The organism is Halohasta sp. A2, assembly GCF_056175805.1.
Genome location: NZ_JAQFWV010000030.1, coordinates 1 through 26,622 on the forward strand (window position 1 = coordinate 1; position 26,622 = coordinate 26,622).

The 26,622-nt window shown below is 55.9% G+C and carries 25 protein-coding genes and 3 pseudogenes; 16 read left to right on the forward strand and 12 right to left on the reverse strand.

Translation table 11 applies throughout. The annotated features are described in order from the left end of the window. The first annotated feature begins 191 nt into the window (after nt 1-191). Nucleotides 192-782 (forward strand): hypothetical protein, encoded by a 591-nt coding sequence (locus O2S87_RS10185; RefSeq protein ID WP_475408687.1) that lies wholly within the window; start codon nt 192-194, stop codon nt 780-782. Nucleotides 783-801: 19 nt separating this feature from the next. On the opposite strand, the pseudogene O2S87_RS10190 reads toward O2S87_RS10185, so the two are convergent. From O2S87_RS10190 to O2S87_RS10205, 4 genes and pseudogenes are all read right to left on the reverse strand, one after another. After that, nucleotides 802-1,618 (reverse strand): annotated as a pseudogene (locus tag O2S87_RS10190) (IS5 family transposase). A gap of 241 nt (nt 1,619-1,859) precedes the next feature. Then, a pseudogene (locus O2S87_RS10195) lies at nt 1,860-2,798 on the reverse strand (IS110 family RNA-guided transposase); the annotation flags it as partial. A gap of 425 nt (nt 2,799-3,223) precedes the next feature. After that, nucleotides 3,224-3,640, reverse strand: coding sequence for a TRAM domain-containing protein (locus tag O2S87_RS10200; RefSeq protein ID WP_475408688.1), 417 nt, complete (start codon nt 3,638-3,640; stop codon nt 3,224-3,226). Between the two features lie 73 nt (nt 3,641-3,713). Further along, nucleotides 3,714-3,860 carry a hypothetical protein gene (locus O2S87_RS10205; protein ID WP_475408689.1) on the reverse strand — a complete coding sequence of 49 codons (147 nt, stop codon included), beginning with the start codon at nt 3,858-3,860 and terminating at the stop codon, nt 3,714-3,716. 326 nt (nt 3,861-4,186) lie between these two features. On the opposite strand from O2S87_RS10205, the gene O2S87_RS10210 reads away from it, so the two are divergent. Both O2S87_RS10210 and O2S87_RS10215 read left to right on the forward strand, forming a co-directional pair. Further along, complete coding sequence (locus O2S87_RS10210; protein WP_475408501.1) at nt 4,187-4,390, forward strand: hypothetical protein; 204 nt, start codon at nt 4,187-4,189, stop codon at nt 4,388-4,390. 150 nt (nt 4,391-4,540) lie between these two features. After that, complete coding sequence (locus O2S87_RS10215; protein WP_475408690.1) at nt 4,541-5,515, forward strand: DUF7983 family protein; 975 nt, start codon at nt 4,541-4,543, stop codon at nt 5,513-5,515. A gap of 902 nt (nt 5,516-6,417) precedes the next feature. Here O2S87_RS10215 and orc4 read toward each other — a convergent pair. After that, nucleotides 6,418-7,650 (reverse strand): DNA replication protein Orc4, encoded by a 1,233-nt coding sequence (orc4, locus tag O2S87_RS10220; RefSeq protein ID WP_475408691.1) that lies wholly within the window; start codon nt 7,648-7,650, stop codon nt 6,418-6,420. Nucleotides 7,651-8,278: 628 nt separating this feature from the next. Next, on the reverse strand, nt 8,279-8,602 hold the full coding sequence (locus O2S87_RS10225; protein ID WP_475408692.1) for a DUF6788 family protein: 324 nt from the start codon (nt 8,600-8,602) through the stop codon (nt 8,279-8,281). A gap of 138 nt (nt 8,603-8,740) precedes the next feature. Between O2S87_RS10225 and O2S87_RS10230 the strand changes: the two genes are divergently transcribed. Further along, nucleotides 8,741-9,667 (forward strand): MarR family transcriptional regulator, encoded by a 927-nt coding sequence (locus O2S87_RS10230; RefSeq protein ID WP_475408718.1) that lies wholly within the window; start codon nt 8,741-8,743, stop codon nt 9,665-9,667. Further along, on the forward strand, nt 9,664-10,467 hold the full coding sequence (locus O2S87_RS10235) for a DUF6036 family nucleotidyltransferase (RefSeq protein WP_475408693.1): 804 nt from the start codon (nt 9,664-9,666) through the stop codon (nt 10,465-10,467). Before O2S87_RS10230 ends, O2S87_RS10235 begins: the two co-directional genes overlap by 4 nt. A 208-nt stretch (nt 10,468-10,675) precedes the next feature. On the opposite strand, the gene O2S87_RS10240 is transcribed toward O2S87_RS10235, so the two are convergent. Further along, on the reverse strand, nt 10,676-10,879 hold the full coding sequence (locus O2S87_RS10240) for a hypothetical protein (protein ID WP_475408694.1): 204 nt from the start codon (nt 10,877-10,879) through the stop codon (nt 10,676-10,678). A gap of 393 nt (nt 10,880-11,272) precedes the next feature. Between O2S87_RS10240 and O2S87_RS10245 the strand changes: the two genes are divergently transcribed. Next, on the forward strand, nt 11,273-11,530 hold the full coding sequence (locus O2S87_RS10245; protein ID WP_475408695.1) for a type II toxin-antitoxin system HicB family antitoxin: 258 nt from the start codon (nt 11,273-11,275) through the stop codon (nt 11,528-11,530). A gap of 42 nt (nt 11,531-11,572) precedes the next feature. Then, nucleotides 11,573-11,788, forward strand: coding sequence for a type II toxin-antitoxin system HicA family toxin (locus O2S87_RS10250; protein ID WP_475408719.1), 216 nt, complete (start codon nt 11,573-11,575; stop codon nt 11,786-11,788). Nucleotides 11,789-11,935: 147 nt separating this feature from the next. Here O2S87_RS10250 and O2S87_RS10255 read toward each other — a convergent pair whose 3' ends face one another. Then, complete coding sequence (locus O2S87_RS10255; protein ID WP_475408696.1) at nt 11,936-12,169, reverse strand: MarR family transcriptional regulator; 234 nt, start codon at nt 12,167-12,169, stop codon at nt 11,936-11,938. A gap of 294 nt (nt 12,170-12,463) precedes the next feature. On the opposite strand from O2S87_RS10255, the gene O2S87_RS10260 reads away from it, so the two are divergent. The 4 genes from O2S87_RS10260 to O2S87_RS10275 are packed head-to-tail and all read left to right on the forward strand — an operon-like array spanning nt 12,464 to nt 15,673. Next, nucleotides 12,464-13,264, forward strand: a complete 801-nt coding sequence (locus O2S87_RS10260; RefSeq protein WP_475408697.1) for a hypothetical protein — start codon at nt 12,464-12,466, stop codon at nt 13,262-13,264. Next, nucleotides 13,264-13,527: a hypothetical protein gene (locus O2S87_RS10265; RefSeq protein WP_475408698.1), complete on the forward strand. Its 264-nt coding sequence runs from the start codon at nt 13,264-13,266 to the stop codon at nt 13,525-13,527. Before O2S87_RS10260 ends, O2S87_RS10265 begins: the two co-directional genes overlap by 1 nt. Then, the gene (locus tag O2S87_RS10270; protein WP_475408699.1) at nt 13,524-14,732 is read left to right on the forward strand and encodes a ParB/RepB/Spo0J family partition protein; all 1,209 of its coding nucleotides are present in this window, start codon (nt 13,524-13,526) and stop codon (nt 14,730-14,732) included. Before O2S87_RS10265 ends, O2S87_RS10270 begins: the two co-directional genes overlap by 4 nt. Before the next feature lie 2 nt (nt 14,733-14,734). Next, entirely contained in the window at nt 14,735-15,673 is a 939-nt protein-coding gene (locus O2S87_RS10275; protein WP_475408700.1) for a ParB/RepB/Spo0J family partition protein, read from the forward strand. Nucleotides 15,674-16,193: 520 nt separating this feature from the next. Here the strand turns inward: O2S87_RS10275 and O2S87_RS10280 are convergent. Both O2S87_RS10280 and O2S87_RS10285 read right to left on the reverse strand, forming a co-directional pair. Continuing rightward, nucleotides 16,194-16,613, reverse strand: coding sequence for a DUF8161 domain-containing protein (locus O2S87_RS10280; RefSeq protein WP_475408701.1), 420 nt, complete (start codon nt 16,611-16,613; stop codon nt 16,194-16,196). After that, nucleotides 16,610-17,191, reverse strand: coding sequence for a tyrosine-type recombinase/integrase (locus tag O2S87_RS10285; protein WP_475408702.1), 582 nt, complete (start codon nt 17,189-17,191; stop codon nt 16,610-16,612). Before O2S87_RS10285 ends, O2S87_RS10280 begins: the two co-directional genes overlap by 4 nt. Nucleotides 17,192-17,345: 154 nt before the next feature. Between O2S87_RS10285 and O2S87_RS10290 the strand changes: the two genes are divergently transcribed. After that, complete coding sequence (locus tag O2S87_RS10290) at nt 17,346-17,546, forward strand: hypothetical protein (protein ID WP_475408703.1); 201 nt, start codon at nt 17,346-17,348, stop codon at nt 17,544-17,546. 214 nt (nt 17,547-17,760) lie between these two features. Continuing rightward, nucleotides 17,761-17,913: pseudogene (locus tag O2S87_RS10295) on the forward strand (DUF6293 family protein); the annotation flags it as partial. 9 nt (nt 17,914-17,922) lie between these two features. Here the strand turns inward: O2S87_RS10295 and O2S87_RS10300 are convergent. After that, nucleotides 17,923-19,239, reverse strand: coding sequence for a cytochrome P450 (locus O2S87_RS10300; RefSeq protein ID WP_475408704.1), 1,317 nt, complete (start codon nt 19,237-19,239; stop codon nt 17,923-17,925). A 59-nt stretch (nt 19,240-19,298) separates the two neighbouring features. Continuing rightward, nucleotides 19,299-19,946, reverse strand: coding sequence for a helix-turn-helix domain-containing protein (locus O2S87_RS10305; protein ID WP_475408705.1), 648 nt, complete (start codon nt 19,944-19,946; stop codon nt 19,299-19,301). Nucleotides 19,947-20,492: 546 nt separating this feature from the next. Between O2S87_RS10305 and O2S87_RS10310 the strand changes: the two genes are divergently transcribed. The 3 genes from O2S87_RS10310 to O2S87_RS10320 all read left to right on the forward strand — a co-directional run bounded on the left by O2S87_RS10310 (nt 20,493) and on the right by O2S87_RS10320 (nt 26,532). After that, a complete protein-coding gene (locus tag O2S87_RS10310) occupies nt 20,493-22,154 on the forward strand; it encodes a bacterio-opsin activator domain-containing protein (RefSeq protein ID WP_475408706.1) in 1,662 nt (553 codons plus the stop codon). 237 nt (nt 22,155-22,391) lie between these two features. Further along, nucleotides 22,392-25,856, forward strand: a complete 3,465-nt coding sequence (locus tag O2S87_RS10315) for a GLUG motif-containing protein (RefSeq protein ID WP_475408707.1) — start codon at nt 22,392-22,394, stop codon at nt 25,854-25,856. A 406-nt stretch (nt 25,857-26,262) separates the two neighbouring features. Then, nucleotides 26,263-26,532 carry a hypothetical protein gene (locus O2S87_RS10320; RefSeq protein WP_475408708.1) on the forward strand — a complete coding sequence of 90 codons (270 nt, stop codon included), beginning with the start codon at nt 26,263-26,265 and terminating at the stop codon, nt 26,530-26,532. Nucleotides 26,533-26,622 lie beyond the last annotated feature (90 nt).

Here is a 26,622-nt window from a genome sequence, read left to right on the forward strand (position 1 = left end):
AGACCGCTACCGCACCGCAAACTCGTTTCAACCGCCTACCGCCCGTCAGCACCGCAAATCCTGGGAGAGCGTAATCATTTTATCTTTAGCGATGGTTCAGATAGTTAGCAGCGTTTCCATAGGTGAAGTCCTTCAGCATTGACATTGAACAGAGCCGAAATTATATGTGTTGACAGAATGCAATTTTCCATATGAATAAGAGAATCGCCGTGTCAGTATTTTTGGCTACCCTATTATATCAGTTCATTGATGCTGGTGCTGAATTGTTTCTCCCATTCTATGACCGGGGCGGAATAATTGCGGCACTATTGTTCTGGTTGATTCCAGCAGGAACCGCTTTTGTCCTTGGGTTCAGAGCGAATAGGGAACGTCCATTGGATAGCCAGCGACGTAAACGAATATATCTCTCAACAATTCTTGGCGCAGGGATCGGTCAGTTCCTCAGTATCGTGATTCTACTCCCGACCCCGGCCTTACCCGATATGACTTTCGTTGGAGGCATAATTATAGCAGGATTTACAGCTATATACGTTTTAATTGCCACATACGGTGGAATGTATATCATCCGCCCGCCCGCTGGAGAAAAAGCGGTGGGTTACCCCTTCGCGGTCATCATTGCTGGACTGTTTTTCGTGATAGCTTTCGGTGAGACGTATGAGGCGGAACCATACTATATTATGTCCGTAGGCGAGGCTCTCGCAGGCGTATGGTTTCTCATCGTTGCATGGAAACTCAAACAAAATAAGGAGAGTAACAACGAGAAAATATCCTCTATGGGCTAATTACACCATATAGACTGGTTTAGAGAGTGCGGTCAAGGTTGTGGACGACGCAGGCAAGAGCGAGTTCACGAAACTGCTTCCATCAGTATCGTGAACGGACAAATGCACCGTATTTTCGCTTGAGACGCGAGTTCACAGTCTCGCTCTGGCTCCGTTGGCCGAAGATTTCAGTATCCAACCGGGCGTTCCACGCTTTCTGCAGTGATGAGAACTCACGGTGTTTGATCAAAGGACTAATCGAATTTTCACAGGCCATCTCCCGAATCTGCTGATCGTCATATCCCTTGTCTCCAAGCAGAACCTCGACTTCAGATGCGTTGCGGTTGATGAGCGAAAGTGCGCGTATCGTGTTTACGGGTCGTTGTAATGTGGAAATCGAGGATAGCATTCGCTCTGGTATCGACTAAGAGAGTGATCTTTTGTTGCTGAATCGTCAACTTCGCCCGTTTTGTGTAGTGCTTCGAGGCGTGGCTGCGGTCAAAGCCCGAGGCGTCGATCCCCGCAATACCGTGAGTCGGGAGCAGTGAAACTGAGAGATTGAGAAGTACTCGCCAGACGGCCATATCGAGTCTGTCGAACGCCTTGCAGAGTGTAGACGGCGCAGGGAGTTCGGGAAGGTTGATCGCACTCCGTATGCGGGGCATCTCGATGAGTTCGTCGACAAATGTTCAATAGGTCGTGTTCTTCCGAACTTTGAGACACAGGAGTACGATGTGCTGATGAAGGGTGTAGCGTTGTTTCGAGAATTTTGAGGAGTATCGTGAGACTGCTCGCTGGGCTAAGTGAAATGCTTGCTCGACAAAGCGGAGTAACTGCGATTTCGGGAGGGTCTGCATCCACTCACACTATCGACTGAATCTATAACTCTCGAAGGATTTCACCTATGGAAACGCTGCTAACTATCTGAACCATCGCTAAAGATAAAATGATTACGCTCTCCCAGGATTTGCGGTGCTGACGGGCGGTAGGCGGTTGAAACGAGTTTGCGGTGCGGTAGCGGTCTACCGTTGGCTGTAGCTCATGGTAGCCTCGGCTTGCCACAGAGGGCCGCTACTGAGCGGCCCTCTGGCTCCTTGTCTATCCACTTACACCAGGCGGGTCATATGGTTCCTCACGATCAAGCATATGGTACATCGACACCAGCATCTTTCGAGCTGTTGCAACAGCTGCTTTCTGTGAGTTCTTCCGACTTGCTAATCGGTCGTAAAACCGACTCAAATATCGATCATTACACGTATGCACGGCCGTATGAGTCGACTGAACGAGCAACCAACGCACACGACCGGATCCACGCTTCGAGATGCCTCCTTCGATCCGCGAGTCGCCTGACTCGCGGATCACCGGATTCAATCCAACGTAGCTAACGACTTGCTTATGTCCGTCGAATCGGCTGATTTCACCCAGTTCAGCGTAGATCGTCAGCGCTGAGTAGTAGCTTATTCCCGGGATCGTCATCAGCAGCTGGGTCTCTTTTTGAGACCCAGCGCGCTCTTCTATTGCCTTCTCGATTTGCTGAATCTCTTCAGTAAGTGTCTCGATTAGCTCTAGATACGACTCCAGTAATGTGTCCCAAGGGGTCGGCAACGAGAGTTCCCGCAGGAACTCTCGTCCCTTGACACCCAACGGTTTCACATTCTCTGTGATGCCGTGATCTGAGAGGAGACTGTGGATCTTATTGGCATACTTGGTACGGTTTTCGACCAGTGTTTGTCGCCCGCGCACGAGTGCGCGGGCTTCCCTGATTTCGGGAGTTGGAACGTAGCTTTCTGGGACCGAATTTAACCGAACCATCCGCGCAAGCTCTTTGGCGTCGACGCGATCGGTTTTCTTGTCGGAGTTTGCGATCTGCGTAAGTTCCTTTGGATGAGCGACAGCCACATCCAAGTGTTCGGACAGCGTATCGTGGATGTGGTAGTAATTGCTGGTCGCTTCAATCGCGGCTTGCGAGCCAGCGTATTGCTGAGCGAGTTCGTCGAGGTTCGCGTTCTGAGTGGTCTGCACCACGTTTGAATGCTTGAGTTCTCGTCCATTGAGCGATCAGTATCCGCTGGCCTGTTGCAGACATCAGTCCGTTCAAAGGTTACGCCAACCACTCCGACGCGAACCTCTTCGGCAATCTCGCCAGCCTCATCCATTACTGCCACCTGTGCGTACTGTTTGTGGACATCAATTCCGAGGTACATGGTTTGTTCACCCAGGACGCCAGTGCGTGAAGCAGAGATTCACCTATTCGGGCTTTCCCGGATGCCGCGCGGCGCGGCATCCGGGCTGTAATGCCCATGACTCGACTTCTTTCGCACACGGACCAGTCAACAGAACGTGCTCTACGGCACGTGAAATCCGTCGGTCTCTTGCGCCCCATATCTTGTTTCACGCTCTCTTAGGATAGCAGCGTTTCCATCAAGTCAACAGAGCCGCCAGCAACTAGCTACTGAGAAAAATCAGTATCTGAATCGCTCGACGACATCTGCGAATGCGACGGTCTCTCTGACGTGTCGAATCTGTATCCGCACGCGTTCGCCTACCTCGGTCTCGGGGACAATCACGACGAATCCACGCTCGACACGTGTGAGGCCGTCACCCTGGTCACCGATCTCATCTATCTCCACAACCCGTTGGTCACCGACGCTCACCGGTGGGCCCTGCTGGTCGACAGTGCGATCTGTATCACTACGTGTAGAGTCCGACTCATCCGCTGATGGGCCCGTCGCCGTCGACAACAGTGCGATTTTGTGAACCCGCGAGGCGTCTACGAACCCCTGTTCAACCTCAGCTTTCGGGACTTCAATGACGTACGAATCGCTCTGTTCGTCGACGGTCGATGAAAACAGACAGGTCAGATCTTCGGAGATGTCCATGAGGAGTTACGTATCGAGGGTCTCTACCGCCATCTATTGCGTGTTGTGGTCTGGATTCGTAGTTCGGAGACTACTACTCGAAATCGTAGCGAGCAATCGACACACAATCGCAGAATGAACAAACACTCTGGTCGGTCTCGAACGTCGACCCGCAGCGTCGACATTCGTAGAGCGTCTCTGTCTCCTGTCGACCGAGTAACCACCCGAGTCGTGCGAACATCTTACAATCCACAATGAAAGTATTCCTGATAAAAGTCTCTGATCATTCACAACCTCTCCTCCCGGTGGTTTGTGGACTGTGATGCAATCCTTGGGATACCTCTTGTCAAAGGGAGTGGGAATAGAACCCACAAAGGTGAGACAATGCTCACCGTCAACGGGTGCCCCCAGTGCGCTTCTGCCCTCCACAGCGAAGCGCGTCTGATAATATTCACTCCAGTAAAATAATTCTGTTTCCTAGCACTACTTCTGGGGTTTATTCTGCTAACAACCGTTCCTTGGTGTAATTACGGTAAGCTTACAGTAACCACACGCTGTCTGTCGAATATGCCACCAGATGGCTACACAACAGTGACGATCAGTACCGAGACAGCAACGAAGCTATCCACAGTGATGATCGAACACGAAGTGGATTCAATGGCACGTGCAATCGATTACGCGGCGGATCTCGCAATTGGACAAGAGAAGCTGACCAACGCTGAGCTCGCACGACTTCTGCACCACCGCTTAGACGAGCAAGAAAGTGAGTAAACCGCATGACTGCGTACGCTTACTGTAACGTTACCGTAATTTGTATTTGAGACGGTGTGAACGCGATTAAACCCCAGAAGTAGTGCTAGTAAAGAATTATGAAGACTCGTCACTGGAGTTTTACACCTGCCACCCATTCAAATTATCAGTATGCCCTTCTCAATCACCTGGCACTCCATTCTTGAGGAACTTGAGGAGGTTCCAGCCGACGCCACTTTCGTGACGCCGCTGTCTGATCGGCCATTCAGACTCGAAGATATCCAAGAACATCGACTCCTCATCTCCTACCGTGATCAAAACACTACCCTCCCACTCAAACGATCCCAGTTCGAGCAGCTCTATGATCGTGTTGACGACGCTCACCAGGGCTTCGATCTTGATCACCTTCCGGTTGACGCCGAACCCTACGCCACCATGCTCTCGATCCATCCGCACTTTGAAGTCGACCAGCGCGAGGGCGTTCTGAGAAACACTGAGACACCAACGCCCTCCTCGCTTGTCGACGCTCCGCTCAGTGTCGACGACCAAACACAGACAAGTCGTGAGGAACCCGATCTGCCGCTCTACTCCGACTCGTTGCTTCTTATCGACGTCCTCGAACGATACGATCCGACTGACCTCTCGGCGATGGAGACCTCCGAGCTGGTTAATCTCTACACGCTCTGTTCGGATGTCCAGCGCAATGCTAACGAGCTACGTCAGGAGGTTCGGTCAATACTCCTAGATCGACTCCATCACGATCAACCCGTTCACGGTCAATATGGCTCTATCCAACGCACTAGTCGACGGAATCGAACCCTCAAAGACGACGAAACCATCCTCGAAAAACTCGAAAGCGAAGGCATCGAGCGCGAACGCGTCACCACCGTCGACGCCTCTAAAGTCGACGACGCCCTTGACGTCACAGAACTCTCGGAGTCCGATCTCTACGACATCGAGGAGAGTCAGTACGTCCGTAAGGCCGATGTCGACGAAGAGGTCAAGGAATCTCGACTCCAGGGCCTCAAAGACCAACTCGCTGGTGCTGATTCACCCGAAACGACTGAGCTCCAACGCGAAATCGAAGATCTCGAAGTTCGTCTCAACGAACTCACCAGCTTCAGTTCCGCTAACCAAGTCGACTGAAATGTCTCGTTGACAACAATGACGGATCCTCCTCAACACGTGTGAGGCCGTCGTCCTGATCAACCATCTCGTCTATCTCCACAATTCACTGTTCACCCACGCCCACCGGTGGTTTCAGCTGACCGACGTCATGATCTATATCGCTCCGTACAGAATCCATCTCATCCCCGGTGACTACCCCATCGTCGACAGCAGTGCAATTGTGTGGACTTGCAATGCATCGACGAAGGCGTCTTGTGCTCTCGGAATTAATTGTCTTGACCAAATACTATCGCTGGAGCCAGTTCTCGGCTGAATCAAACTAGCAATCACAAAAAATTTTCGCACTCAAACGGCTTCGTGATTTAGTGTTCATCCAGGACAAGACGAGACGATAATCGTAGGATGAATACGATGATTAAGTAGGAGGTCACACACCACCCTGCAAGTGTTCTCTAGATGCGAAACCACCTACATTATTGAGATTAATGTGTCCAGACCATACCGGCCTTGAAACGGGTTCGCGGGCAGGGCGTGATAGCCCACCCGAGCCAAGATAGGAAGTACGTAGTCGAGGGCGACAAGAAATCCTCGCGAGACCGTGTCGCCCTCGCCCACGAGGAGATCGAGTCCTACGACGCTTCGTACTACGAAACGCAGCTGGTCAGAGCGGTCGAGAGCGTGCTTTCACCGCTCGGGTGGGACCGATCCGACAGTCGTCGAGAGCTCTCCGGTGATAGGGACGCCGTTGAGCTCGTTCGGAGCCACCAACGAACTGCCGTAGTGGATCCCACCCCTGGTTTCCGTCGTTTCGATCCAACCCCACGTTTCCGACGTAATTTTCGACCCCCCTCGTTTCCGTCGTTTCCCCACGCCCCACCCCAGATTTCCGTCGTCCGCACCTACTCAGTAGTAGGGGGTCACTACTCGCGAGTCCAGTCCTGCATCCGGCTGTCCTCGAGGATCGTTTCGCGGACGACCTGGGGATCTTCGATGAGTCGGTTCTGGAGGTGGATGCCGCCCGCACTCCCCTTGTTGATCTTCTCGATTTCGACAACCCCGAGGAAGCCTTGCTCTTTCAGAATGTCGCGGAACCGACGAACGGAGAGAATATCCATATCGAGATGGTTGCAGATGCGTTCGTACTGGTCGTACACCCGGCTCGTGAGGAACGCATCGTCGTTGCTGTTAACACTCAGCTCCGTGAGCGCCAGCAACGCCGCCTTCGCCTGCGTGGGTGCGCCGTTCACGAGTTCTCTGAACCGGTCCTTTTCGGCGTGCTGCTGTGCCTGGCGGACGTGTTCCTCCATCACTTGCTCTGCCCCGGCCTCGTAGGCAACCTCCCCGGCGTGACGAAGAATGTCGATCGCTTTCCGAGCATCGCCGTGTTCCTGCGCGGCGAAGGCCGCCGAGAGCGGAATCACGTCCTCGGAAAGGACGCCGTCCTGAAAACCATCCTCGCGATTGAACATGATCTCCCGGAGCTGGTTGGCGTCGTATGGCTTGAAGAATAGCTCCTTGTGCTGGAAGCTGCTTTTCACGCGCTCGTTCACGTTGTCGACGTACTGGATCTTGTTGCTGATCGCGATGACACCGACGCTACAGTCGATTTTCCCCGCCTCCTCAGCGCGCGAGAGCTTCATCAACACGCTGTCGTCGTTCATCAGATCTATCTCGTCGAGGATGATAATCACAGAATCGAATTGGGCGTCGAGCGTCTTCCAGAGGAGTTTGTAGTATTTCGACGTACTGAGGCCGGTATAGGGGACGGAGATTCCAGTCAAAGAATCATCGTTCAGCTTTGTGGCAAGTGAGGAGATCGCCTGAGTCTCCGTGTTGTCTTCAGCACAGTCGATATACGCAGTTCCAATCTCGACGCCATTCTGAGCAGCATTTTGAGCTCGTTGACAGACGTGTTTTGAAACGAGAGATTTACCGGTCCCCGTTTTCCCGTAGATCATCACGTTTTCCGGGGAATACCCATGGACAGCACCGTTGAGACGTTTCGCGAGCTTCGATATTTCCTCGTCGCGACCGACGATCCGGTCAGCCTCCGGAACGTGGCCGATTTTCAGGAGATCCTTGTTCGCGAAGATGCGATGCCCGGATTCAAAGAGTGGATCGTCGACAGAACCGGGTGAAGAGTCGGGCGTCATTGAATATCACACGGTGTGAGCGGAGGGAGTATAAATCTAGTGGAGAACGCCACCCCACGTTTCCGACGTTCCTTGTCCGATATCGACGGTAAAATGCCGTAATTCGGTGGAATTGGAATGCTGACAATATAGCCGCGTTTCCGACGTGAGATGGGAAACCCGTAGACGGAAGCGTCGTCTCGATGTAGAATCCCGAACCCACACACCCCACATTTCCGTCGTAATCACTGAACAGGTGGGGAGGGGACTCGAAGAAGACGTCCACGATGAGTTACCAGAGACGAGAGTGGCCTAGCCGTCCAAATTTGGCCGTCTATAGAAGCTGCTGGAAAGGATTGTTTCATCTGAGGAGGCGAAGTACTTCGTCTCTAACCTAGTTGAAGTACACTTAATGAGCGTTTATCAGCTATACTACTTTAATCTATGTGTTGCAGAAGTTAGTTCATCTCAAGATTGGTTCTAGATCAACACAATTAGTAGCTCCATAGAACTATCGTAGCCTCTCCCTACGCCGTCGTGGAGAAACGACGGAAACCCGGGGGTGTAGTTCCTTCGAAATCAGCGTCACTCCTCCACCCACATCCAGTTACGACGGAAACGTGGGGTGGGTGTCCCCCATCATCGAGGTTTACTCGTCCGGGTTGACCGGACCCTTGTACTGAGAACGAATCTTTTCCCCCTCCCGCCACTGCCAGTAGTAATAGCGATTATCGTTGATCTTCTTGATCGTGATCGTTGCTTTGGCCGGGACGTCATCCGGAAGATCGTCTGGTCGCTCTTCGACCTCTTCTTGATTTGCCGACTCCTCAAGACGAGCCTCTCGTTCCTTGTGATCGGCGAGCGCTTCAGCGTACGTCGTAACGTTTCGGAGCTGCTCCGGAGACGACTCGTTGAGCGTGTTGACGATCTCTGTCGGGAGGTTCGACGGTGGGGTCGGGGATTCGTAGGACATCGGCTACTCTCGTGTTAACCAACACGGCCCACAAATGCATAGGTTTGTTGGTTAAGAAGATGGAGACGGCTCTCGCGCCTGCTGACTGTAACACTAATCGAAACTTCTTTATATATGAGTTTCGTACTATGTTACACCGTGCTCCGGCGCATCGAACTCGAGGTCCTCGCCACGGTCGACCGCGGCGACACGATCTCCGAACTCGCGACGAAGCTCGACCACAGCGAGAGCTACCTCTCCCGTGCCGTCGGTGGCCTCACCGAAAAGGGACTCATCTACACGGAACGCGACGGCCGGCAAAAACGAGTCTTCCCGTCTGATGCTCGCGCCGTCGAACTCTACCAGGACCTCGTCCGCCAGCACTCCCATATCGACTTCCCCGAACTGCTGACCGGCAAGGCACTTGAGGTGCTGTACTACCTTGACCAGCCGCGAACTGTCTCCGAGATTGCCGACCGGAGCAATAATTACCGCAACACGGTTAACCGCATCCTCAAGCGGTTTCGCGACCGTGGTCTCGTCGGGACCGTCGACGGTCACTACGAGTTCAACGCCGACTTCGACCGCCTCCACGAGTTCGCCCGGGCACTCGCACACCATCTGCATCGCCAGCGCCTCGAAGCCGTCTCCCCAAAAGGCTCGATTCTCTGGGAGGACTACGACGAATTCCTGGCGCAGACCGAGACGGAGGTCGACGCAGAAGCGTTCCACGAAACCGGCCTCGCTCGATTCGCAGCCTTCGACCTCCAGTTCCTACTCACCGGCCACCGCTACTATGTCTACTCCGAAGAACTCGATTCCGTCTCTCCGGAGGACCTGTGTTGTCATACCCTCTTGATCGACGACGGTAGCCGCCACCGATCGTACTGTCTCCTCCTGCTCAGCCACGTCGACGTCGACGAGGAGAATCTCCGAGAGCAGGCGGCGAAGTATGGCCTCGAAGACGAAATTGACGCCTTGCTGCGCTACCTCGAGACGCACGGCGAGCTCGACGATGACCGGCTCCCGGAGTGGGACGAGTTCCAGGAGCTGGCGGCTGACTACGAGGTGCCACTGCAACAATGAGACCAACATTCGGACGCAGGTACATCGAGGACGAATTCCAGCGAATCGGGGACGGACTATCTGAACCGCTCACGGTTTACCTGATCGGTGGTGGTGCGATGTCGCTGCGCGACCTCAAGGGAGCGACGAAAGACATCGACCTGGTCGTTCCAGATGGCGACGCGTACGGTCAGCTGTGGGCCGTCCTAATGGACCTCGGATATACGGAAGTCCAGTCGTTGGATCCAGATTACCGGGCGCTGGGGGCGACGAGCTGCGTCGAGAATGACGACGGGTGTCGCCTCGACATCTTCAACCAGCAGGTCGCGAACAAACTCGTACTCACCGACGGGATGCAAGGACGCAGCGAGCCGTTCCTCGACACGGACCGATTGACGGTTCGGCTAGTCAGCAACGAGGATATCTTCCTGTTCAAGGCGATCGCTGGCCGCCACGACGATATCGAGGACATGAATATGCTCGTACAGGCTGGCCTCGACTATGGTGTCGTCCAGGATGAACTCGAAGCCCAGATCGAACGCCTGGGTGACGATCAGTTTGCCACGTTCGCGAACGAAGCCCTAATCGAACTCGAGGAGCGGTACGGAGTGACCACGCCAGTCGAGGCCCGCGTTCAGGAGCTCACGAATAGGTACTACCGGGGGCTTGAAATCCTCCAGGCACTCGACGAACCGATGACCGTCGACGATCTGATTGTCGAACTGGAGCTAGACACCGACGAGGTTTACGATCGGATCGCATATCTTTCTAAATTCGACCGGGTCCATAGAGATGGCGACATAGTCCGTCCCGTGGAGTAGTCTAAACGCCACCCTACGGTGTTGGATGTCGACCGTCTGGTCGGGGAGCACGGCTCCGTTTGATTTTGTAATCGACGCGACACAGGTGTTTACAGCCACCCTCGGGTGAGCGCTGTTGCCAGTCGGAACAGGTACATAACCCATCGATGACGTCGACTTTCTCGACGACGACCACCTGGTTACGAACGATTTCGAGGTCATCCGACTCCTACGCAACCGAGTAGAATGCTGGCCAGCTGGTGTCCAGCCCGTAGTAGAGGCCAATGACGTAGCCAACCGCCTCGGTCTCGACTTTACGTGTCGACCGTTCAGTGTCATCAACGACGTCGAAGAGCGGCAGGGTAAACACTCCCACACGACCATCTACGAAGAGATCGATGTGCGGATCGTCGATACTGTTGAATCCCCGCACAGAGGAGAGCAAACCCCGCGTTGGGTTCATTCTCATGGGCATTCGACTCGCATGGGGTTGTTCCTGACTTTCGACCGCATTCATCAGATCGGATTGGTCGCTGGGAATGGGTACTCCATTCCCAAAGCATCGACCGAGCATCCTTCGTCGACAGAGACGAACGTCACTACAGAAGGGAATCCCGAAAATTACGCTGGATCGGCAAGAAGTGAGTCGGATCGGTTCTGAGAATCAGGCGTTTGGCATGAACTTGGAGCCAGCCTACGTGTATCCCAATACCACTTGGCGATACCGATCGATATGAGCTAGAACACATAGTTCAATAAGGTAGCCTATCGTCCAGATCTTCCTCTGAGCTAAATTTTTATACGTGCTGTGGCCCAACTGCCAAGAATGAGTACCACCGTCGACCCAATGATTACACTCACAAAAGACGACGGTTGGTGGATCGCCAAAGATACTGTGACTGGAGTCGTCAGCCAGGGCGAGGATCGAGGCGAGGCGCTAGAGAACCTCGATGAGGCTCTGAGCGGTTACCACGGTGAGGGACGAACACCCACTGATGAAGACCTTCGTGAGGCAGGTGTAGATCCCGAGCGTAACGTTTCTGGCGAACCGGAACCAGATTCAGAAATCTTCGATTTTTCTTAGTTGATCGTACGCCGGACGTATTCGGGTGAAGACGTCCGGAAGGTGTTGATGAATAACGTTCCTTTTTATATAGACTGGATACGGGGCGATCACTACATACTTCGTTGGGACCCGCCCGAAGGCCATGACGCTGATGCGCGCACTGTCCCCGTACCAGACCATAATGAGCTCCGACACGGTACACTCAAAGGCATTGGAAAGCAGGCTGGGATGAAAGATTTCGATAAGTTCCTTGATTGGCTAGATCGCAATCTGTGAATCTCAATCCAACTGGAGAAATCAATTACTTCAGTCGATACGCCTCGATTATCGGTTGAAGTCGACCCATGTACCGAATCTCTTGATAACATTCGGATCAGCGTCATAAGACATAGACGTGTGTCGCATTATGCTAGATATGAAGAATTACTCACGGGGGTCTGCTACAAATCGATAGAGTCCACGGTTTTCTTTCTCTACCCACCCTGCATCAACTAATCCTTTAAGTGCACGATTTATATATTGTTTTCGAATATTTAATTTTTCTTCAAGCCGTTTTGGATTGGCATAACCCCATGGCTCACCTGTTTCTCTACCTTCTTTGAGAACATTGAGAATCGCCTCTTGACGTTTATTAGGCTCGAATGATTCGTTGACCATCTTGCACCCTCCTACGATTATATTACACTTACCGTTTCGGATGTATTCATAAACTCTGTTTCATTGCAAGTTACATTATATGTTACAAAGTAACTATTAAGTAGGTGGGGGAATAACGTGTTTGTAAGGAGCGCGGGATTCCGTCCAGAAATGGCCGGAGCGTGCTGACACACGCTCGACCGTGCTTCGATACAAGCGAAGCATGTTGACAGACAAAGCAGCCGGACTTGAGAATTCCGGCATAGACAGACAGCACAGACTACCGATTACCTCTCGCAAACGGGGTGTGGACCTGTGAGTTCGACGCCACAGACGGTCGACGCACCGGCGAAAATTGCGCAGATTCCGTCGCTGCTCACAAACTCCTGTCGAGCTATCCTGGATGCCTTCGGCGAGAACATCATCCAACTCAACGCTCACGGGAGCGTCACAACAACGAACCAGACGATCATCGACGAACTTGCAGCATACGGCTTCATCCGCGAACAGGAGACGAAGCACCGACTCACGTTCGACTACACCCAACTCCAGAATTCGGATGGAACTGGCGTATCGAATCCACTCGACGAGGGGGCTCAAGAATCGATCCTCAATCACGTCAACGCTATCCTGGATGTCGAATCACACACTGTCGAACCGGATCTCGCGGTCACATCAGTGACGACTCGAATCACCGAGGACCGGCTTAGAGAAGTCACACCCGCCCAAACGTCGGAGTTTGACCTGCAGTTTGTCGCCGATCCAGCTGAGGAACCACTGCGAGACAAGACACGTCGACTCAACAGTGAGCGTGGACTCTACAACGAACTCGGGTTCAACATCCAGAACTTGAACTTGCGCTCAGTCGTTGAGACAAAGACAAAGTTCACCCAGCAGTCGGATGGTCGGTATTTGAGCTGGCGTGGACCAGAGGACATCCGCCCGCGATCTCCCGAACGGCTGGCGATTCGAATCAACAAACACATCCTGCCCGATTCATACGGCACGCTCAAACCGTATCGTGTTGTTGACGATACGATCCTCGAACTCGCCGAGGACGAAGTCGACACGCTTGCGGACCGCTTGGAGTCTTCGTCGACGGGAGGTGACAACTAATGGATGGTGTCCAGTTCAGTGTAGACCCGGAGGCCGATGAGGGATTCTTTGTTATTGTTGGCGATGAGCTCACCGTCTACGAGCAGTACGACACAGCAGTTGCTGACGTTCAACAGAAAGTCTCGACGGACACTGAGAGCTTCCTCGCCGAAGTGATGATTGACAATAACGGGAGCGATGATGTTGCAATCAGCCTCGAACAGGTTGGCTGGCAACAGATCATCCAGGACATGGCTGGCTCGGAGGAGGCCGACGAGTCATGATACGACGCGCCGAACTGCCCGTTGAGGCGTTAACGCTCGATCCGATGCAGTCCAGAGAGCGCGCCTGGAGCGGTGATGAACTCGACCAACGATTAGCAGAATCAATTGGCGATGATGGCTTGTTCCACGATATCATCGTGCGGCCGCTCGACGATGTTGATCTCAGTGTCGATCTGGGGGTAACTACAAACACAGAGACAGACACTGATAGTGACGACAGCGTCGAGACAAGCCAGCAGGGTGAGCACTCGACCGAGCAAGCCGAATACGCCATCATCGCAGGCTCGCGGCGATATCATGCAGCAATGGAGGCTGGCTACGAGACCATCCCGTGCAAGGTGTTCGAGGCGAATGATCTTGACGCAGCGTGGACATCGCTGACGGAGAATACGGACCGAAGAGAACTCTCCGAACAAGAGATCGCCCAGCAACTCAAACTCATCTACGAGTTGGTTCGCCCGCGGGATGATCTTCATTCGGACGAGAATACATCGGAATCAGAGACTAACACGAGTGGAGGTGACCAACAGCGATTCGAAACCGAGCGAGAAGCACTCGAATATCTCGCCCGGCGGTTCCGCGGCAACGACGGTGACAACGCTGTCAAGGTCGTCACCGAGCATCTCGAAACAGCCGCGCTACCGCCGATCCTCCAGTCATTGTTCAAGGATCCAGAGAATCGGTCGGCACAAGAGCGGATGGCGTTGGATAACTACGGGGTCGATACCCAGAGCAAGCTGGGAAGTGGCGAAGGAAAATCAGGAACCTCACGCGAGGTGGTTGCACTCCACGAGACATTGGGATCAGTCCTGGAGACGGATTCGGTTGATCCAACTGATGCTGTTTTAGAGACTGTGGGGTCGCTCCAGTTCAACGAGATGTCCGAGAACGAACTTCGACAGACGCTACGGCAGTTCCGTCGTGAAGCGAGCGCAGAACTCTCGGAGTCCTCACCGGTGGACCAACGCGAAGCGTTTTCCGAGACATTACAACAGCATTCCGAGGAGGCCAGAGAGCTGTACGAGGAAGTCGAACCAGCGCGGCCGTTCAAACGAGTGGATGTCATGGGTCCAGAAACTCAACGCCACAGCCGGTGGCACGTCCAGGCGATGCGAAGTCGGGGGATCAACACACATAGTGAACTGGTACGGAGCCTCTACGAAGAACGTCTCGAACAGCTGGCCGACGAAGAGGGGTGGGTCTGAGTATGGTCGAAACACGAGATGGGTCTGAGGTCGACAAAGAGAAGCTCCCGTCGACCTTCGATAAGCTAATTTCGGTCGACAAATTGGTTCACGGTGAGCACAACCCACGTCGGGTTCGGCCTAAAGACTCACTCCAAAAATCGATTAGCCGTGATGGGTTGGATCGACCGTTGATCGTTCGTCCGGATCCCCAACGAGAGGTGTATCATATCACGGACGGCTGGCAGCGATACCAGGCCGCGACTGACTGTGGCTGGGAGCGTCTCCCAGTCAAGGTGTACGAGACTGCGTTGGACGCACTAAAGGCAACTGAGACGGCCAGTATCGTTCGTGAGTGGTCGACCTATGAGTGGGCCAACTACTGTCAGTCACTCGCTGAGCAGTTCGATGCAGACTCCCGAAGCGCGCTGATCGAGCGAGTGGCTGCCCAGACGATTCATTCGCCACCAACAGTGCGTCGATATCTGGACGTCATGTCGTTGCCCAGCGAGCTGCATCCACTACTGAAAAACGGGCCAGAAGGCAGTACACAGGAGTGGGCGATGGTACGCAACTACAATGATGACGTGCGACAATACTGCGGTCTGTGGTGGACAGTAGCTGCACAGATCGCCCGCGGCCAGTCCGCAGTATCTCGCTCTCGGATTGTTGCCATTGCAGCCCAAGCCGTCGAGTTCGACCTTGCGACTGACGCGATGGAGTTTGTGGAATTAGCACTCGAGAATCCACACGCTGATTTGGATACGCTCCGCAGACAAGTCCTGTTAGGGAGTCACCACAGCCAATACTTGTCAGTGCCACGAGTGCCCGTTCGTCTGGAGCCAGACAAAAAACAAGCAATAATGGACTACTGCCATCAGAACCGAACGTCGTTGTCGGAATTTGTAATTGAAAAAATAGAATCGCTGGCAGACGAAATCATTAATGAGGAATCGAAGTAGATGATTTAGTTCCGTCGAGGGTTTTACAATCTATTGATCGTGTCGCAAAGTCCTTCAATATGCTAATATCGGCGCTGTCTTGCGTTCACCAGAGCAAAAGTTATTGTCCGATATTGTCTCTGAGTTGATCATATCATTGTAAGATGGGTTTACTGAACGAGATACAAAAAGGAAACAGAATAAACCAAAAGGAAATAGATGCTAAATCACTCAATATTGAACAGTTTCAATCTTAACAAGTACCTGGGATATCAGTCACCCAAATAGTAATTCGATGATCTACATTTCCCAATAAATATAATTTATATGAGTATCCTATCTTGAGTTACACTAATTTAAAAATGATTAATTGATTAAATTAATGTAGTGAATATATAGTATATCAGACGATAAGGAACTATATCGACTATCGAGAGAATGATATGCAGAGGTTGTAACTCACCCGCTTGTGCTGGACACAGACTGCACGCAACTCCCGTCACACTGCAGGCGGTAGGAGAGACTGCAAACCTCGTAGTGCTCAATACACAGTAAACCAGTCCGGCGCACCGGTGTATTCAGCCCAGCAGCGCTTGTGACACGCTTCGCCACGGGCGTTTGGAATCGCCCGATTGAGATCGACCATCTCTCCGCAGAGATCGCACTCGGCGCGGTGCCCCATCTGTCGGGTCTCGGCATCAAGATCCTTCACCTCGATGTAGAGCTCGTGGAGCGAACGGGGCGTCAGCCGGACGAGAACTTTCTCTCGGTCATCTGGATCTCGTTTCTCCGGGCAGTATGTCAATATCCAATCTTGCCCCTCCTCGCCGTTGCCTCCAGGACCCAACGAGATTGTCTGGGCAAGTTCGTCGGGGACGTAGTGCCATTCGTTGTCCCTGAACCGGGGGTAATGACCCTGGGGACGTGGTTTCTTGGGGTCGACATCGTCTTCTTCAGTCATACTCGAATGATGTGGTCGTAGACTTGCTCGGTCGTCTGGATACTCCGGTTCCGCAGGCGGTTTCGAACGTCATAGAGAGTGTTCCCCTCCTCGGCGTTCATCATCCGGTAGGCAACACTATGACGAAGTGCGTGCGGCGTCACGTCGCCCGGTTCACCACGAGTACCGTCGACCAGATACGGCTCAACATCTGCCTCTTCGGTAACCTTCGAGATCGCGTCGCGGACACCCTGGGTAGTGATCCGGTCGCTCGACCGTGAGGGGAACAACGCCGGCGAATCTTTCCACCTACTGTTCAGATACGACGACAGCAGCCGCGACACGTCAGCCGACAGCTCTAACGTCGCCGGTGCGGGCTCGTTGTCGTTCGGGTAGTCCTTCTGTATCTCTATCGGCACATACAGTGTGCTGTTACCCTCTCTGAGCATATCTACGTCGACCGCGACCAACTCGCCAACTCGAAGCCCGGGGTCGTACATGAGAGCAATGATCGCCTCATTACGCTGCTGCAGGTAGTCGGCACCAGTCGAGTAACACGCCGACCGGAGATCGTCGACCTGGTCGGGAGTGAGCCACACTTTTGCGCGAACTTTGGAATCTAGATTTTGCGCCACGTGATCGACCTTTATTTATATACAAACCATCCGTTACAGCCACTCAACTTTGGAGTCTGTAAAGAGACTCCAAAGTTCGGTGATTGACCGTCTAAAGAAAGGGATAGGTATGGTAATCATGAGCCGATCATCTGCACAAATTGCTTTAGTTAGAGAGTGGATACAGCACATACAGCATTCGGGTGCCACGCTTGACGACTACAGCAGCCACGGCATCGGCTCGTGGGACGACCAGTTCGGACTTCGGTACGACCGAGGGCCAGCTCACGACGCTGATGGCGGAGTACACGTGCGCGAAGGGAGCAACGGATTCGGGTGAGAGGGGGCTCGACACGTGCGACGCGCCCAGTATTCGCGTTTGGTCTCGACACAGGCCATTACTGTGCTCCCAGATATTGGTAATCCGAATGAGTGGGTCCCGACCGAGACGACAGAAGACACCCGAACTGGTGGCGGCCGAGTGTGAGGGTGCGGTCGATTTACAGGTCGACATCGGGGTGCTCGTCGCCCCCGCGCCTGGGACCGACCGCGTGGCCTCCTTCCGCTCGACAGTCATCTACGACGTGAATCGGCTGGGCCACGGCTGGAAAGGCTACATTGAGCAGAAAGAACACGAGAAATCCTATTGGATCCTGCTCTCTTGTATCGGGGAGTCGTGGGTTTGCGCCCACGCCAATAGAAAGAGAGCCGGTGAATCAGTCGCGACGGCGGACGGTCATCTCGACAGGCCCGTCGGGGCGGAGGGTAATCGAGGGGGCAAAGGAGAGGTCGTCGCGGGGGTCGACGGTCCACTCCTGCGCGATGGTCGCCAGGACGAGGCGAGCTTCAAGCATGGCGAAGCGGTCGCCGATACAGCGGCGTGGGCCGCCGCCGAAGGGGAAGTAGCCGAACGTCGGGAGCGAACTCTCGAACTCGTCGGTCCAGCGCTCGGGGCGGAAGGTCATGGGGTCGTCGTAGATGTTGTCGTCGTGGTGGACCACCCACGGGTGCATCGAGACGGTCGTTCCGGTCGAAATCTCGTAGCCACCGAGATCGTCGGGTTCGGCGGCTTCTCGGACCAGTTCCCAGACGGGCGGATAGAGACGCATACCTTCCTGAATGGCCTGTTCGGTGTAGGGCAGGTCGTCGAAATCGGCCATCGTCGGCGTCCGGCCGTCGAGGACGTCGTCGAGTTCGGCCTGCAACTCGGCGCTCTGCTCGGGATTGCGGCCCAGGGCGTGTAGAGTGTAGGTCAGCGTCAGTGCCGTCGTCTCGTGACCAGCGAGCAGGATCGTGATAATCTCGTCGCGAACGCGTTCGCGCGTGATGTCCTCGCCCTGTGCCGCGAGCAGGATCGAAACGATATCGTTGCCATCACCCTCGTCGTGTTTCTCGACGATGCGGTCGGCAATTTCCTTAAGCGTCTGGATGGCGGCCTGGTACCGGCGGTTCTCCGGCGTCGGGAGCCAACTGGGTGGGTGATACGGGCGTTCGGCGTAATCCATCACGGCCTCAAGCGCGTCGCTGACATCGCCTTGCTCCTCGGAAACGTCGACATCGAAGAGCGTCTGGGCGGCGATTTCGACGGTGAGGTGCATCATGTCCTCGTGGATGTCACGCGTGTCGCCATCGGCCCACGAGTCGAGCAGGCGCACGACGCCGTCGGTCATCTGCTTGGAGTACCGTTCGAGCATCCCCGGATGGAAGGCGGGTTGCATCCGGTGGTGCTGCTCACGCCACGCAGATCCCTCGCTCGTGAGCAGCCCCTCGCCGAGCGCGTCGCCGAGCGCCTCCTGAAAAAGGTCGCCCTTGATGTAGGACTGGTTATGCTGGACGAGTACCTGTTCGACGAGCTCGGGGTCGCTCACCTGATAGATCGTCGTGCCGGCGACCTCGTAGGACGCTATCGGCCCGTACTGGGTCGCGGTGTCGGTGACGAATCCGAGTCTGTCGCGAGCGAACTGGAGGGTGTTTCCTACGAGCGGGTAGCCGGTCGGTCCAGACGGCGTGTCGGTGTGATCCGTCGTTGCCATTTGTGTTAGGAGGGACGCGCCCGGGGCCTATCGGCCTACTGCCAGCGAAAACTGGTCATTTAAGTCAGGCGAGGGAGCAGGCGAGCCTCAATCTTGCGGAGATGCTCCGATGCGGTGCTCTCGGCGCAGTCCGCCGCGGCCGCGACATCCTCGATGGTGGCGGTGCGTGGCGTCGCGTAATATCCCACGTCGACGGCAGCATCGAGAACGGTTTGCTGGCGGTTGGTCAGGATGGATCGGGCGGCGTCAATCTCCGGGTCGTACGTGCCCAACTGCTCGATACGGACGTCAGCCGCGGCGTCGGCGGGGAGGTCGTCCATCGCGTCGTGAAGCCCCGCAGACGCACCTGCGATGCGGACTGTCACGCTCTCGGCTTCGAGTTCGATTGGTAGCTCGACGAGCAGCCGATGGCGTTCGACGATCCGCAGTAACTCGGCCAGTTCCGGTGTCGGGTGCGAGTGCACGAAGACGTACAGATTTCCGTTCCCGGCGTCGAAGACATCGTAGGAGATGACGTCGTCCCACGATTCGAGGTCGGCGGCGACGCTGTCGCGGGACGCCTCCAGCCGACAGAGTTGAACGAGCGTCTCGTCGTGGAGGTAGTTCATGTTACATAGCGTGCCGTAATCGACATCGAACCCGGGAACCAGCGCGTCATCGGTCTCCGACGACGGCGTCCGTGGAAAGGTGAGCGTCATGTACCGCATATCTGTCGTTGGATCGGTCACCCCAATACACTGTCGCCCGTTTCGAACCGCGTGGAGAATCTGCGAGCGGCAGGGCGTGAGACATTTCGAGGACAACTCCACCACACCGGAAGACGCGATTCTCTGACGCTTGTGCACTTCTCTTCGCAAGTGTATGGATAGAAAGCTGGCCTCGGCTTGGGTACTACATCTTCCTGCTACATATGCTCCCGCAGTCTTGCACATCCGGGTTTAATCGAACTTTGAGGAACTCGATTAGATGACCCAACGCAACACTCAGAGACTCTGGTCAGCAATTAATGCGCGAAATAAGAGAATGTGTAACTATGGCGATAAAGCTCGAAAATTTAGCAGGATAAGTATCACACATCGGCTTGAGCAGAAACTTTTCGTTTTGCTGGATTGGTAATTAAAGAAGCCAGCTTCTCATTTTGGACGTAAACTACTACCATTTCGTCGTGGCTGCGCACCGCGATAGCGCACACTGAAGTATTCAATCAGGCTGTGAGCCCAAACAGTCATGCTAACTGATTGTAAATGGCTCCTATGACCGGCCGAGACTACTCAACACGCTCGCGGCCAGTCGACACCCCGGCAATTTCGGAACTCGAAACAGTGCCACTTCATTCGACAGATTTGCTGAGACTACTCGACGACCAGGGAATTATCCTCTACGAGAGCCCCGCCATCGAGCGCCTCTACGGCTACGAGCAGGACGAACTCGTCGGCGAGTCGGTCGCCGACTACGTCCATCCGGCGGACCGCCAGCGCGTGATGGCGGCCTTCGAGGCGGTCGTCACCGGCGAATTCAACCACACCGAAGCCGTCGAGTACCGCCACCGCATGGCCGACGGGAGCTATCGGTGGATCGAGAGCGTCGGCTCGGCAAACCCGACGCCCGACGGCAAGTACGTCATCAACTCCCGTGACATCTCCGAGCGCAAGCAGCGCGAATTGGAACTCCAAGAGACCAGACAACAGGTCCAGTCCGAGCGCGACGGCAAAGAGGCGATCCGCCAGCTGCTGGTCGAATCCTCACACGTTGACGAGATCACCAACGGGGTTTGTCGGCTGCTGGTCGAGACTTACGGCTACGAGGCCGCGTGGGTAGTCACGCACGCCGAGACCATCGACGAGGGTGTGGTGTGGCTTGCAAGCCACGGCTCCGATCGCGGGTTTCTCGCCCTCAATGGGGAAACATGGACCGTCGACGCCGCCACCCGGCAGTGTCACGATACAGACGAGCCGGTGGTGGTCACGGTTGAGGAGGCGGACGGCGAAAGCGAGCAGGAAGCCGAAAGCGACGACGGGAGTGAGGGCGACAGCGACGACGAGAGCGGTGAATCGGTCGTAGACCGGCTTCGGGTGTGTGATCTCCAATCGGTGCGGGCGATACCGCTTGAACACGACGGCGTCACCTACGGTGTGCTCACGGCGATTCGGGCCGCACCCGGCAACGAGTTCACCGGAGAGTTGGTCGACGAGGTCGCCGCCGCCCTCGCGTTTAAACAACAGGTCGACCGCCAGCAGGCAGCCCTGCGAACCACACAGGTGGTCGAACTCGCCCTCCGGATTCCTGAGCATCACGTCTTGGCGGCACTGGCCGCGTCGCCGTCGCTACCCGACGAAGTCGAGTTCGTGGCGCAGGAACTCAGACACGCCGACGGCGGGCTGTCGACCTACCTGCTCAGATCGACGGGCGTCGACGCCGCGACGCTCGTTGAGGCGGCGGGCGAGCTTCCGGCGGTCGTGGCCGCCAGCGTCGTCACCGAGGACGACGAGCGGGCGGTCGTCCAGCTTCGGGTCGACGAGCCAACGGTGGGGTCGGTCCTTAGTGGGTACGGCGCGGTGTTGCAGTCGACGGTCGCCAGCGAGGGCCGCGTTGAGGTGACCGTCCAGTTCCCCCGGCGGACGGACGTGAGCCGGGTCGTCGAGACGGTGCAGGATCATTGGCCCGCGGCGACGCTGCAGGCGCGCAGCCAGCGAACGCTTGATACCGAGCGGCCGGGGCCCTTCGGGAACCTGACCGGCAAGCAGGAAGACGCCCTGCGGGCGGCGACGCTGGCGGACTTTTTCGACCGGCCGCAGGGAGCCAGCGCGAGCGAGATCGCCGCAACGCTAGGGATCTCGGCGTCGACGTTCCTCCATCATCTTCGCAACGCCGAGCGGACGGTGTTCGTCGATGCCTTCGGCGATGGCAACGAGTAGACCGCGGTGGGCGGTGGCAGGTGGCACACCGGTTGAAAATCCCACATTTATCGTCATATATCTATGTAAAATTTAAGTAGTTGTGATAAGTATACTGACCATCGTATACCTTTCACCTCTCTGTGCCGGGCCAGTCGCGGGGGCAGCCGTCAGCGGCGGGCGACTGGCGGGCAGTGGTGTGGGCAAGGCGTCCACGGCTGCGGCGGCGTGTGTGCGACCGCGAGGGTCGACATGAACATGAGCCTCGGACGTCGGCTCGGCGTCGGGCTGGTGACGCTCGTGGTCGTGGGGCTGCTGGCGGTCGGCGGCTTCGCGGGCACGGCGGCGGCGACCGATAACAAACCAACGTGTTCAGACGTGGGCTATGAGCCGAACGGTTCGGGCTGGTACGAAGTCGAAAACGTGAGTCAACTCCAGTGTATCGAGGAGCAGGGGCTGGGCAATGACTACGTCCTTACCAGTGACATCAACGCCAGCGGGACCGAAAACTGGGGCTCCGGTGGCTTCGATCCGATTGGAGACCCCAGCAACGAGTTCACCGGCACGTTCGATGGCGATGGCCATACGATTTCGGATCTGGTTATCGACCGTGGAGATTACGTTGGACTGTTTGGATGGGCCGATGGAAGTACAATCGAGAACGTCGGCGTCGAAAACGCCAACATCACCGGAGAATACCAAGTAGGGGGGCTAGTCGGGTTTACCAACGCAACTGTGAGGAAGTCATACGCCACAGGCAATGTCACCGGAAACAATTTTGTCGGCGGACTAGTCGGCGTTAACGACCAAGGTGATGTGAGCAGTTCTTATGCTTCTGGTAGTGTCAACGGAAACGACGAAGTCGGCGGACTGGTCGGCAACAACTTCGAAGGCGATGTGAGCGAGTCGTACGCCATAGGTACTGTTGATGGAAACAACGAAGTCGGCGGACTAGTCGGCAAAAACGACCAAAGCGATGTGAGCGATTCGTACGCCACCGGTAATGTCACAGGAAACGAGGATGTCGGCGGACTAGTCGGCTTTAACGACCAAAGCTATGTGATCGACAGCTACTGGGACAAAGGAACAACGAACCAATCCAGCGCGGCCGGCGGCAGCAGACTGGCCACAGAGACCAACCTCACTGGCTTCGGCGAGACAAGCGACGACGACCCGGCCCCCGAGATGCAGGGGCTGAACGCGACCGTTGAGATGGACCGTCTGGACTTCACCGAGACGTGGCGACCGGGTGACGACGGGACGCCAGCCCTCGCGTGGGACTCGGAGTTCGATGATACCGCCGACGCCTACGACAGCCTCGTCGCGGGCGATGGCGACGCCAACCCCTACGAGGTGACCAATATCTACGAACTCCAGCGGATGGACACCCACCTCGACGACGACTTCGAGTTGCAGAACGACATCGATGCGAATGGGACCGACGAGTGGAACGGCGAGAAGGGATTCGATCCGATTGGTGAGGACTCAAACAATCCGTTCGAAGGCACATTCGACGGCGACAGCCATACGATCTCGGAGTTGTCTATCGACCGGGAGAATGACGAATTCATTGGACTGTTCGGAGCTACCGATGGGAGTGATGTGGTGATAGAGCGCGTCGGCCTCGAAAACGCCACCATCACCGGAGACGACGATGTCGGCGGGCTGCTCGGCTACAACAACGACGGCACTGTGAGCGAGTCGTACGCGACGGGAGAGGTGACCGCAAACGGAGACTACGCGGATATCGGCGGGCTGGTCGGCTACAACGAAGACGGCGATATGAATGAGTCGTACGCGACGGGAGAGGTGACCGCAAACGGAGACTTCGCGTCTGTCGGTGGGCTGGTCGGCCACAACGTCGGCGGCGATGTGAGCGAGTCCTACGCCACCGGCACTGTCGACGGAGACCGGTTTGTCGGCGGGCTGGTCGGCCAAAACGACGGCGGCACCGTCAGCGAGTCCTACGCCACCGGCAGTGTCGACGAGGACGCTGACGCAAACGATGTCGGCGGGCTGGTCGGCTCCAACGGCGGCGATGTGACATCCTCGTACGCCACCGGCAGTGTCGATGGTAACAACAATGTCGGCGGGCTGGTCGGCTACAATGGTCTTTCTGGGGATGTGAGCGAGTCGTACGCCACCGGCAGTGTCGATGGTAACAACAATGTCGGCGGGCTGATCGGCGAAAACTTTCAGGGCGATGTGATCGACAGCTACTGGGACAAGGGAACAGCGAACCAATCCGACGCAATCGGTGACGATTCTGGAACAAGCGATAATCTCGAAGGTTTCGGCGAGACGAGCACCGACGACCCGGCCCCCGAAATGCAGCGGTTCGCCCCGCAGGTCACTATGGACCGGCTGGATTACAGCACCACCTGGACGCTGACGAGCGGCTATCCCGCCCTCGCGTGGGAGAACCGCTCGCCGATCACCGTCGACGCCCTCGACGCCAGCGACGAGACGGTCGACGAAGGCGAACGCGGGACGATCACCGTCACCGCCGAGGAGGGCGGCAGGGATACAGGCGAGGGCGTCAATATCACCGTCGCCGACGACGACAGCCTCGGCGGCCTCAGCGACGGCGCGACCAGCGTCACCGACACCGACGGCGAGGTGACGTTCAGCTTCGACGAATCGTCCGCCGGAAGCTACAGCCCCGAATTCGCGTGGGACGACGACACCAAAGTCAACGACACCGCGAGTATCACCGTCGAGTCGACCGGCGGCGGAAACAACAATAACAACAACGGCGGTGGCGGCGGCGGGTCGACCGCTCCCTCCAGCGACGATGACGAAGACGACGAGGGCGACGAAGGCGACGATCCGTCGAACGTGCGGGGCCAACCCAACGACGATGGCTCGGTCGACTTCTCCGTCTCCGATCCCGACGGCGAGGGCGACATCACCCTCTGGCTGAATGATGATGACGACGAGGGCGAAAGCGAAGACGGCGAAGACGATGACGATGCAAGCGAGGACGACCAGAACGAGAATGACGAAGACGACGGCGATTCCGACGCTGCTGACGGATCGAGTAGTGCTTCCGCCCGAAACGTCGAGGTCGACAGTCTCTCGATACGCCCAACCGAGACGGGCTCCCGCGAGTTCGATGTCAACGTCAGGCAGTGGGAGGCTGGCGACGACCGTGACAGCGAGGACGACGACGAGTCAGAAAACGACGAGGACGCCGAACCGCAGTCGTTGAACACCGAGGCCGAAGACGAGGTCGACCAAACGGATGAGGAGGCCTTCCGCGAGGAAACGGGCTCTTCGGCCCTCAGCTACGTCGAAGTCACCCACACGAACACTGACGAGGACATCGAGAACGTCAACTTCCGCTTCCGTGTCCGCTCCGAGTACATCGACGAACAGAACGTCGACCCCGATGAGATCCGCCTCTACCGCGACGAGACCGACGAGTGGAACGAACTGGAGGCCACCGAAATCGAGACGACCGATACCCACCACGTCTTCGAGGCCGAATCGCCCGGCCTCTCGGTGTTCGCCGTCGGCGCACCCCAGTCCAGCGATACCGCAGAGGACACTGACGATACGGACGACGCCGAGGAGTCGACCGACGACGCTGACTCCGAGGACGACGCTGACTCCGAGGACGACACTGACTCGGCACTGCCCGGCTTCGGCATTCCGACTGCTGTGATCGCTCTGCTGGTCTCGCTTGCGGTCGCCCACCGTCGACGGGGCGGACGTAACTGACACCAGCAAGTCACATTATGATTCTCCAGGGGAATCCTGTGACTCGACCGACCACAGGCTGATTTATCGGCTAGAAAAATTACGAATCCAACATCAACCCCGGTTTCTCGAACAAAAGTAACCTTGTCCAGTGCTTTACTTACGCTCGCAGTCTTGCAGACACATCTCATCTGAGTCGATAAGCCAGTTTATCACCCTCCCAGTACATCTTAACCAACAAAACCAGACCCTCACATCGTCTGTTGGTTAAGTAGTCTCGGCGGTGTTGGGAGTGAGAGAGACGATTGAGAAAAGAATGGTTCTGCGTAGCTGCTACCAACCTCAGATGTCTAGGAGAGAGTAGCCCAGAATGTTCTAATCACCCGCTTAAATAGCTGGGAGAAGTAGCTCACACCAACCACCAGAAATGCCACCAGAAGGCTACCCGCCACTCCCAGGATGGATCGAAGACGCGTACTTCCCTCTTGAGCGGTATCTCTGCGAGCAGTCGGATCGAGACTCCTTTACACATCACCAAGCAACAGAACTCATCGCTGAGGCCAATCCAGACTTCGGTGATGGCGATATTAACCACTCCCTCGATTACCTACTCAACCGCGGATGGCTCTACAAAGTCGACGACCGCCTCTTTGTCACCGAGTTGCGGTGCGCAAAATTCGAGGAGTCGACCGAGTGACAATCGTAGGTTCAGTTGCGGTCACTGTCTGTGATATCTCCGGTATCTTTTCCACCGTTACTTGAGGAGTCCAATACTTCTCGAATACAC